Here is a 10656-nt window from a genome sequence, read left to right on the forward strand (position 1 = left end):
TTTTCGCCGCAAAAGTGGGGGAACGGCGGCCTGCTCCCTTGCACCGGCGCCCCATCCGCGCCACCTTGCGGTCCCCCCGGGGGTTTGATCAAATCCGGTCATGATCCGGCTTTTCGGGTTTCCAATGCCGCGGCGCTGCCTTGACGGGCCGCCCAGCTTTTCCATCTCTGGCGGATATTGCAATGAAGGTCACCGTCGAACGCGCGCAACTGCTGAAATCGCTGGGTCACGTCCATCGCGTGGTCGAGCGCCGCAACACCATCCCGATCCTCGGCAATGTGCTGGTCCGCGCCGAAAACGCCAGGCTGTCGCTGAAGGCGACGGACCTCGATCTCGAGGTGACCGAAACGCTGGCGGCGGAGACCGGAACCGCCGGCTCCACCACCGTGCCGGCGCATATGTTCTATGACATCGTCCGCAAACTGCCCGACGGCGCGCAGATCGTGCTGGAGGCCGACGGCGACCGCTCGGTAATGGCCATCCGCGCCGGCCGCTCGCGCTTCACCCTGCAGACCCTGCCCGAAAGCGATTTCCCCGATCTCGCCGCCGGCGACATGACGCATTCGTTCTCGCTCACGGCTGCCGACGTCAAGCGCCTGATCGACCGTACGCAGTTTGCGATCTCGACCGAAGAGACCCGCTATTATCTCAACGGCATCTACCTGCACACGGCCGGCAGCGCCAAGGCCACGACGCTGCGCGGGGTTGCGACCGACGGACATCGGCTGGCGCAAATCGATCTGGCGCTGCCCTCCGGCGCCACCGGCATGCCCGGCGTGATCGTGCCGCGCAAGACGGTGGGCGAGGTGCTGCGGCTGATCGAGGACAACGAAGCCGAAGTCAAAATCGAACTGTCGCAGGGCAAAATCCGCTTCACCCTCGGCAATGTCGTGCTGACCTCAAAGCTGATCGATGGAACCTTCCCGGATTATGGCCGCGTCATTCCGCAGAACAACGATAAGGAACTGATCGTCGACAAGAAGGATTTCGAGGCGGCGGTAGATCGCGTCTCGACCATTTCGAGCGAGCGCGGCCGTGCCGTGAAGCTGGCGCTGTCCGCCGGCAAACTCGTGCTCTCCGTGACCAATCCGGATTCCGGCAGCGCCACCGAAGAGCTCGAAGTCGAATACGCCTCCGACGCGCTCGATATCGGCTTCAACTCGCGCTACCTGCTTGACATCGCCGCCCAGATCGAAGGCGAAGTCGCCGTGCTCCGCCTCGCCGACCCCGGCTCGCCGACCCTGGTGCAGGACAAGGACAACAAGGGCGCACTCTACGTGCTGATGCCGATGCGGGTTTAAGGCGCTTTCTGTTCGCTCGCACAGTCACTAGATTGCGTCATGGCCGGGCTTGTCCCGGCCATCCACGTCTTGGGACCAGCAAGGACGTGGATGCCCGGGACAAGCCCGGGCATGACGAAGGATAATGATGACCCCCTCCCGTATCCATCGCCTGTCGCTCACACACTTCCGCAATTATCGCGCGGCGAGCGTGCAGGTGCGCGGCGATATGGTGGTGCTGGTGGGGCCGAACGGCGCTGGCAAGACCAATTGCCTGGAGGCGATCTCGTTTCTGTCGCCGGGACGCGGCCTGCGGCGCGCGACGTTGGAGGATGTCGCCGACAATCAGGGCGACGGCTCCTGGGCGGTATCGGCCGAGGTCGAGGGCGCGCTTGGCTTGGCCACGCTCGGCACCGGCATCGATGCGCCGGCTGCGGACGGCGCCTCCAGCCGGCGCTGCCGGATCGACCGCGAGCCGGTGGGTTCGGCGGCCGCATTTGGCGATCATTTGCGCATCGTATGGCTGACGCCGGCGATGGACGGCCTGTTCCTTGGCGCTGCCTCGGAGCGGCGGCGCTTCTTCGACCGCCTGGTGCTGGCGATCGACAGCGAGCATTCCAGCCGCGTTTCCGCGCTGGAGCGTTCGCTGCGCTCGCGCAACCGCCTGCTCGAAGTGCGCAATTATGACGATCATTGGTGTGACGCGATCGAGCGCGAAACTGCCGAGCTGGCGGTTGCGGTTGCCGCCACGCGCGGCCAGACGGTGACGAGACTGGCGGCGATGCTGCGCGAACGCGGCGCGGCTTCGGCCTTTCCGTCGGCGCAGATCATGCTCGACGGCTGGATGGAGAATGCGCTGGTCAATGAATCCGCAACCGCCGTGGAGGATCGCTACCGCGAGATCCTGCGCGCCAGCCGCGCCCGCGACGCCGCCACCGGCCGCACGCTGGACGGTCCCCATCTCACGGACTTGCAGGTGATCTACGCACCAAAAAACATGCCGGCCCGCGACGCCTCCACCGGCGAGCAGAAGGCGCTGCTGATCGGGCTGGTGCTGGCCCATGCCACGCTGGTCGCCGAGATGACCGGGATCGTGCCGCTGCTGCTGCTCGACGAAGTCGTCGCGCATCTTGATCCCGTCAGGCGCAAGGCGCTGTTCGATGAACTCGCAAAGCTCGGCGCGCAGGTCTGGATGACCGGCGCTGATCCGGCAGCGTTCGTCGATATCGGCGCGGCCGGCGAGATTTTTGACGTCGAATCTGGCCAGGTGAGCCGCCGTAGCTAGAAGCCATTCAAGCTGCCGCGCCGCCTTCTCTAGCAGGTCAGCAGCAGACTGCCATTTCCCATCGCGCGGCGTCCAAAAATCCGGCGACCGAGGGTGCAGAATCTGCACCTGAATCGCGCTTTTCGGGGGCTCCGGAATCGGCCCTTGGAGACCTTGAAAAAGCGTAAAAAACCATCATTTATTCAACAACTTGCATACCGAGAGATTGCGCTAGGCGTGGTGCCTGTTTCATGGCACAAATAGATCAATCAGCGCCTCATATTGCGCAGCTGATTCGGGACACCCTCGAAGGCCTCACATGACAGAACCTGCCCGGCGGACCCCTGCCGACACTGAGCATCCCATTCCCGTTGAATATGGTGCGGAATCGATCCGGGTGTTGAAGGGCCTCGATGCCGTTCGCAAGCGCCCGGGCATGTATATCGGCGACACCGATGACGGTTCCGGCTTGCATCACATGGTCTACGAGGTCGTCGACAACGCGATCGACGAGGCGCTCGCGGGCCATGCGACGCGCGTCGACGTGATCCTCAACGCGGACAATTCCGTAACCGTGCGCGACGACGGCCGCGGCATTCCGGTCGACATCCACAAGGGTGAAGGCATTTCCGCCGCCGAGGTCATCATGACCCAGCTCCACGCCGGCGGTAAGTTCGACCAGAATTCCTACAAGGTTTCCGGCGGCCTGCACGGCGTCGGCGTCTCCGTCGTCAACGCGTTGTCGAGTTCGCTGAAGCTCAGGGTCTGGCGCGACGACAAGGAGCATTTCGTCGAGTTCGCCCACGGCGACGCGCTGGCACCTTTGAAGGTGGTCGGCGAGGCCGGAGGCAGGCGCGGCACCGAGGTCACCTTTCTCGCCTCGGGCGAGACCTTCAAGAACATCGAGTATGATTTCGCGACGCTGGAGCACAGGCTGCGCGAGCTCGCGTTCCTCAATTCCGGCGTTCACATTATCCTCTCCGACATGCGTCACGCGGTCGAGAAGCGCGAGGAAATGCGCTACGACGGCGGCGTCGAGGAGTTCGTCAAGTATCTTGACCGCAACAAGAAGGCGATCGTCCCCGCCCCGATCATGGTGCGGTCGGAAGCCAACGGCATCGGCGTCGAGGCGGCGCTGTGGTGGAACGACAGCTACCATGAGAATGTGCTGTGCTTCACCAACAACATCCCGCAGCGTGACGGTGGCACCCATCTCGCCGGTTTCCGCGGCGCGCTGACACGCCAGGTCAACGGCTATGCCGACGCCAACGCGAAGAAGGAGAAAATCGCGCTGACCGGCGACGATTGCCGCGAAGGCCTTACCGCCGTGCTGTCGGTGAAGGTGCCGGACCCGAAGTTTTCGTCGCAAACCAAGGACAAGCTGGTGTCCTCGGAAGTGCGTCCGGTGGTCGAGAACGTCATCAACGAGGCGCTGGCGGCGTGGTTCGAGGAGCACCCGGCTGAGGCCAAGGTCATCGTCGGCAAGGTGATCCAGGCGGCGGCCGCGCGCGAAGCCGCCCGCAAAGCGCGCGAACTGACGCGCAAGAGCCCGCTCAGCGTTTCCTCGCTGCCCGGCAAGCTCGCCGACTGCCAGGAGAAGGATCCAGCCAAGTCCGAACTGTTCATCGTCGAGGGCGACTCGGCCGGCGGCAGCGCCAAGCAGGGCCGCAACCGCGAATTCCAGGCGGTGCTGCCGCTGCGCGGCAAGATCCTTAATGTCGAGCGCGTCCGCACCGACAAGATGCTGTCGAGCGAGCAGATCGGCACGCTGATCACCGCGCTCGGCACCGGCATCAGCGACGACTTCTCCGCCGACAAGCTGCGCTATCACAAGATCATCGTGATGACGGACGCCGACGTCGACGGCGCCCATATCCGCACGCTGCTCTTGACCTTCTTTTACCGGCAGATGCGCGAACTGATCGATCGCGGCCACCTCTATATCGCGCAGCCGCCGCTCTACAAGGTGACGCGCGGCAAGTCCGAGCAGTACCTGAAGGACGAGCGCGCGCTGGAGGATTATCTGATCGCGACCGGCCTCGATGACTGCGTGTTCAAGCCGGCGTCGGGTTCGGAACGCGGCGGGCGCGACCTGCTGTCGCTGGTGGACGACGCGCGCGTCATCCGCGGCATCCTGAACAATCTGCACAGCCGGTATAACCGCAAGGTGGTCGAACAGGCGGCGATTGCCGGCGTGCTGAGCCCGAAGATCACCGGCGACATCGCGACCGCCAATGCCGCCGCCGACTACATCGCCAAGCGTCTCGATGCGCTGGCCGATGAGGTCGAGCGCGGCTGGAGCGGCCGTTTCACCGAAGGCGAAGGTTTCTTCTTCGAGCGCACGATCCGCGGCGTCAAGGACGTCGCCATCATCGACGACGCCCTGCTCGGCTCCGCCGACGCCCGCAAACTCGACGACTACGCCGCCAAACTTCAGGAGGCCTATCCGAAGCCCGGCATATTGCGCCGCAGGGATGCCGAGACCGCCATCCACGGCCCGGTCAGCCTGTTCGAGGCGGTGACCGACGCCGGCCGCAAGGGCGTCGCGTTGCAGCGTTATAAAGGCCTCGGCGAGATGAATCCTGAGCAACTCTGGGAAACCACGCTCGATACCAACGAACGTTCGCTGCTGCAGGTGAAGATCAAGGAGGTCGACGAGGCCGACGACATCTTCACCAAGCTGATGGGTGACGTCGTCGAACCGCGCCGCGAATTCATCCAGGATAATTCGCTTAGCGCCAATGTCGACGTGTGAGGCAGGACGCGCCCATGCCGCCCATTCAGTACATCGTTGAAGGCGGCCACCGGCTGGCGGGAACAATCGAGCCATCCGGCAACAAGAATTCTGCGCTGCCGATTATCGCCGCCGCCCTGCTCACCGAGCATCCGGTCACGCTGGAAAACGTGCCGCGCATCCGCGACACCGAAACACTGGTCGAATTGATCCGCTCGGTCGGCGCTTCCGCCGAGTGGCAGGCGCGCAACCGGCTTGCGATCCACGCCAAGGAGGTCCGCGCCGCCGATCTCGATCCTGAACTCTGCGCGCGGATCCGCGCCTCGATCCTGCTGGCGGGACCGCTATTGGCCCGCTGCGGGGAGGTGGCGCTGCCGCCGCCCGGCGGCGACGTCATCGGACGCCGTCGTCTCGATACGCATTTCCTCGCCTTCGAGCAGTTAGGCGCCACCGTCACCGCCACGCACCGGCTGGAATTCCGCGCCTCCCGCCTCGAGGGTGCCGACGTCTTTCTCGACGAGCCGAGCGTTACGGCCACCGAGAACGCGCTGGTTGCGGCGGTCGCCGCTCATGGCACCACATTCTTGCGCAACGCGGCCTCCGAGCCGCATGTGCAGGATCTCGCGCATTTCCTGGTCGCGCTCGGCGCCAAGATCGAAGGCATCGGTACAAACACCATCGTCGTGCACGGCCCCGCGACGCTTGGCGGCGCAAGCTATTCGATCCAGCCCGACCATATCGAAGTCGGCTCGCTGATCGGGCTTGCCGCGGTGACGCGCTCGCCGCTGCGTATCGCCAAGGCCGGCGTCGAGCATCTGCGCTCCATCCGGATGGGATTTGAACGGCTCGGCATCGTCTGCGGCGTCGAGGGCGACGATCTCGTGGTGCCCTCGGGCCAGACCATGAAGATCCATGACGATTTCGGCGGCCATGTGCCGAAACTCGAGGACCAACCGTGGCCGGCCTTCCCGGCCGACCTGATGTCGATTGCGATCGTGACCGCGACGCAATGCGACGGCGTGATCCTAATGTTCGAAAAAATGTTCGAGTCGCGGATGTTCTTCGTCGACAAGCTGATCTCGATGGGCGCCCGCATCGTGCTGTGCGACCCGCACCGCGCGATCGTGGCCGGCCCGAGCCGACTGCGCGGCGCGCCGATGACTTCGCCCGACATCCGCGCCGGCATGGCGATGCTGCTGGCGGCGGTCGCCGCCGAAGGCATATCAACGATCAACAACGCCGACCAGATCGAGCGCGGCTATGAGCGCATCGAGCAGCGGCTCAATGCGCTGGGCGCGCGAATCACCCGAGTTCCGGCACGCGACGGCCACTAGAGCCTTTTCGGTTCTGATTGAATCAGAACCGGGCTCTAGATTCTTGTTTTGACGCGTTTTCTTGAGGCGACCGGTGTCCACCCCGGATCAAGTCCGGGGCAAGCTTTCGCTGGAAAACGCTCTGGGCTGCGGACGCCGGCGTCACTTTTTCGACCTTCGCCGGTATTAGTCTGCTGCAAATGACCTCGCTCGAAAAAATCGAACGCGCAAGCGTTGCGCCGCCCGCCTCTGCGGCCGTGCCCGGCCGTCACCTCGCGATTGAGCTTGCCGAGACGCTCAAACTCGCGGTGCCCATCGCGCTGACCCAGCTCGGGCAGATCGCGATGATGACGACCGACATTGCCCTGATCGGCCGGCTCGGCAGCGAGGCCATGGCTGCGGCCGCGCTGGCGCACACCGTCTTCTTTGTCAGTTTCACCTTCGGCATGGGACTGGTGTCTGCCGTAGCCCCCTTGGCGGCGCAGGCATTTGGCGCACGCAATCCGCACTTGATCCGGCGGTCGCTCCGCGTTGGCATGTGGGCTGCATTCCTGATGTCGCTGCCGATGATGGCGCTGTCGTTCTACGGCGAGCCGATCCTGTTGGTGCTGGGCCAGGCGCCGACGGCTGCGCGCCTTGCGCAGGAATATCTGCTCGGCCTGACCTGGAGCGTCTTGCCCGCGTTGTGGTTCATGGCGATCCGCGGCTTCATGAGCGCGATCAACCGGCCCGAGCCGATCCTGTGGATCACGCTCGCCGCGATCCCGGCCAATGCGCTACTGGTCTATCTCTTGCTGTACGGCGCCTTCGGCCTGCCGCAGCTTGGCCTGTTCGGCGCGGGATTGGCGACCTCGATCGTCAATCTCGGCACGTTCTTGGCGGGCCTGTGGTTTGCCGCACGGCGCCGCCCATTCCGAAAATTTCACATACTCGGCCATTTCTGGCGCGTCGACTGGAAGCTGATGCGGCAGCTCGTTGTGATCGGTGCGCCGATCTCGCTCTCCTTCCTGCTCGAATACGGCTTGTTTGGCGCCGCGGGCCTGCTGATGGGCATCATCAGCACCACCGCACTGGCGGCACATCAGATCGCGCTGCAGGTCGCGGCCATCCTGTTCATGGTGCCGTTCGGCATCGGCATGGCCGCCACCGTGCGGGTGGGACACGCCGTCGGCCGCGGCGACGCCGGCGCGGTGCGGCGGGCCGGCTACGTCGCAACCTGGCTCGGCATCGTACTGGCGGCGATTCTGACGCTCGCGGTGGTGATCAGCCGCTTCGGCATTGCGGAGATTTTTCTCGGCGAGAACACCGACGCGACGGCCGAACTCTCGGCAACGCTGCTGCTGGTCGGATCGACCTTCTTCATCGCCGACGCTATCCAGACGATTGCCGCCGGCTCGTTGCGCGGCATGAACGACACGCGCGTGCCCCTGTTGTTCGCGATCCTCAGCTACTGGCTGATCGGGTTCGCATGCGCCTACTGGCTCGGCTTCGGGACCTCGCTGGGCGCCATCGGCGTGTGGAGCGGGCTCTCGGTCGGGACCGCTGTCTATGCCGTGCTTCTGGTGTTGCGCTTTCGGCTGCTGGCGAGCAAGCCGCGGCGATGGCGAGCCTGACCGCGAGCGCCAGTTGCGTCTTGCGGCTGCGAAGTGATCCAAGCATGCGTTTTGCGAAGGCCATCATGCGCCGCACTCCGGAATCTGTACAGCGCGCCTGTGCTAGACGACGTCAAGCACGGCTGGTGCCCGCGACGGGAGGCGGCTTGAAAGGTCAAGTTGGCCCGCCTACCCTGCCCGGCAGAACGAGGAAACACGATGGCCCACGAAACCGAAACGCTCGCAGCCTATGTCGCCGACCTGACATTTGCGGATATTCCGCCCGAGGTGCTGGAGCGCGCCAAGGTGCTGACGCTGGATTTCCTCGGCAGCACGATCCGGGCGCGGCGCGATGCGGAATCCACGCCCTCGCTGCTGAAGATGTTGGAAGCGCTGGCGCTCGACGGCAAGGGCGAGGCCACCGTGTTCGGTGATGCGAAGACCTGGACGCCCGCGGTCGCCGCGCTGCTTAACGGCGCGCTCGGCCATTCCCTCGATTTCGACGACACGCATGCTGACTCCTCGCTGCACCCGAGCGCACCCGTGGTGCCGGCGGCGTTTGCGGTCGGCGAAATGGTCGGCGCATCCGGGCGCGACGTGCTGACAGCGATCGTGGCCGGCTATGAAGTGTGCTGCCGGCTCGGCAACGCACTCGATCCCACCTCGCATTATGCGCGCGGCTTTCATCCGACCGCGACGGCTGGAACCTATGGCGCGGCAGCCGCGGCGGGCAAACTGTTCGGCCTCTCGAAGGACCAGATCATCTCAGCCTTCGGCGTGTCCGGCAGCCAGGCCGCCGGCTCGCTGCAGTTCCTCGTCAACGGCGCGTGGAACAAGCGCTACCAGGTCGGCGCCGCCGCGATGAACGGCGTGATTGCCGCCACGCTGGCACGCAACAATTTTGTCGGCTCGACCGAGTCGGTCGAGGGCAAGCATGGACTTCTTGTCGGCTACAGCGACGACGCTCACCCCGACAAGGCGACAGCCGGCCTCGGCAAGACCTATGAGACGCTGCGGATCGGCGTGAAGCCCTATCCGAGTTGCCGCTATACCCATGCGGCGCTCGATGCGCTGATCGCGATGCACAGGGAGCACAATCTGACGCCGGACCAGATCAAGCGTGTCGAGATTGGCCTGCACCGCAACGGTATCACGCTGACCGGCGATGCCGCCACCAAGCGGCATCCGACCTCGATCGTCGGCGGGCAATTCTCGATGTTCTTCACCGGCGCGCTGGCGCTCGACCAGGGCCGTTTTGGTTGGGACGATTACGAGCGGCTCGGTGATGCCGCCGTCAATGCGCTCGCGGATAAATTCGACGTGGTGCAGGACGATCGGCTGGAGATCGGGCGCACCCATCCCTTCGGCGCGCGCGTCTCGATCACCACCGACGACGGCGTGCATGAGCGGCTCTATGCCGATCCCTCCGGCGAGCCAGATACGTTTCCGGACGCGCAGGCGATGCAGCAAAAATTCCTCACGCTCGCCCGCCCCGTGCTGAACGGCCGCGCCGACCAGCTCGCCGATGCGATCCTGTCGCTGGAACGATTCGACCGCGTCGAGAAGGCCACGCAGTTGGGGCGGCAGTAGCCGCAGCATGCACCGATCAGCCTCGTCCCGCTTGCGCGGAGAGGTCGGCGCGTAGCGCCGGGTAAGCGGGTATAGGTCTCCCCACGTTCTATGCTCGCGATGAGAGCCCCTCACCCCGACCCTTGCCACGCAAGGCGATGTCGAAGGTGGATAGCAGCATCGGATGGTCCGTTCACGCAGGTTATCTCCACCCGTCAATCTTGAATCGTTTCGTGGTTCAATTTCTGCCGATCAGCCCTTCCAGCGATCGCGCGACGTCACCCAGCGCTCATTGAGCTTGCCGGATAGATCAACTTCGCCATCCCTCCTCGCCCCCAACCGCCGCGCGACGGCTTGCGACGGCGCATTGACCGATTCGATGCAATGAATGATCTCCTCGATCTCGAACGTCGCGAACACCCAGTCGATCGACGCCCGCGCCGCTTCCACCGCGTAGCCCTTGCCGCGGTATTCGCGGTCGATCCCCCAGCCGACCTCAAAGCCCGGCCACCCCGGTGGACACCACGGCCCGACGCGGCCGATATAGCGGCGGCTCGATCTTTCCTCGACGGCGAACATGCCAAAGCCATGCAGCGCCCAGTGCCCCGATATCACCGCGGCGTTGCGCCATCCGCCGATTTCGGTCGTGATCGCCTTGCCGTCGGGCGTGATGAAGCGCGCGGTATCGGGATCAGACAGCATCGCCGCATTCGCAGCGATGTCGTCGCTGCGCCATGGCCGCAGGACCAGGCGCTCGGTCTCGATGACGGGACCATCGACCTTCAAGAGCTTGGCGCCGGGCTTGAGCGGAGGGATCATTGGTTCATTATCCTACGTCGTCCCTGCGAACGCACTAGGGCATGCACAGATCTGGTGCGGCGGATTGACTCGGGTCGCGTGCGGG

The 10656-nt window shown here is 64.8% G+C and carries 7 protein-coding genes; 6 read left to right on the forward strand and 1 reads right to left on the reverse strand.

The features are described 5' to 3' along the window. Positions 1-182 precede the first annotated feature (182 nt). From dnaN to KJQ96_RS28035, 6 genes are all read left to right on the forward strand, one after another. Positions 183-1301, forward strand: coding sequence for a DNA polymerase III subunit beta (gene dnaN, locus KJQ96_RS28010; protein ID WP_213289598.1), 1119 nt, complete (start codon positions 183-185; stop codon positions 1299-1301). Between the two features lie 127 nt (positions 1302-1428). Beyond that, the gene (gene recF, locus KJQ96_RS28015; protein WP_213289599.1) at positions 1429-2565 is read left to right on the forward strand and encodes a DNA replication/repair protein RecF; all 1137 of its coding nucleotides are present in this window, start codon (positions 1429-1431) and stop codon (positions 2563-2565) included. 298 nt (positions 2566-2863) lie between these two features. Further along, positions 2864-5299, forward strand: coding sequence for a DNA topoisomerase (ATP-hydrolyzing) subunit B (gene gyrB / locus KJQ96_RS28020; protein WP_213289600.1), 2436 nt, complete (start codon positions 2864-2866; stop codon positions 5297-5299). Positions 5300-5313: 14 nt separating this feature from the next. Continuing rightward, positions 5314-6612 carry a UDP-N-acetylglucosamine 1-carboxyvinyltransferase gene (gene murA / locus KJQ96_RS28025; protein ID WP_213289601.1) on the forward strand — a complete coding sequence of 433 codons (1299 nt, stop codon included), beginning with the start codon at positions 5314-5316 and terminating at the stop codon, positions 6610-6612. Between the two features lie 179 nt (positions 6613-6791). Beyond that, on the forward strand, positions 6792-8204 hold the full coding sequence (locus tag KJQ96_RS28030; protein ID WP_213289602.1) for an MATE family efflux transporter: 1413 nt from the start codon (positions 6792-6794) through the stop codon (positions 8202-8204). 198 nt (positions 8205-8402) lie between these two features. After that, the gene (locus KJQ96_RS28035) at positions 8403-9773 is read left to right on the forward strand and encodes an MmgE/PrpD family protein (RefSeq protein WP_213289603.1); all 1371 of its coding nucleotides are present in this window, start codon (positions 8403-8405) and stop codon (positions 9771-9773) included. 231 nt (positions 9774-10004) lie between these two features. Here KJQ96_RS28035 and KJQ96_RS28040 read toward each other — a convergent pair whose 3' ends face one another. Then, on the reverse strand, positions 10005-10571 hold the full coding sequence (locus KJQ96_RS28040) for a GNAT family N-acetyltransferase (protein ID WP_213289604.1): 567 nt from the start codon (positions 10569-10571) through the stop codon (positions 10005-10007). Between the last annotated feature and the right edge of the window lie 85 nt (positions 10572-10656).

Origin of the sequence: Bradyrhizobium sp. sGM-13 (assembly GCF_018398875.1) — a bacterium.
Taxonomy (GTDB): Bacteria; Pseudomonadota; Alphaproteobacteria; order Rhizobiales; family Xanthobacteraceae; genus Bradyrhizobium.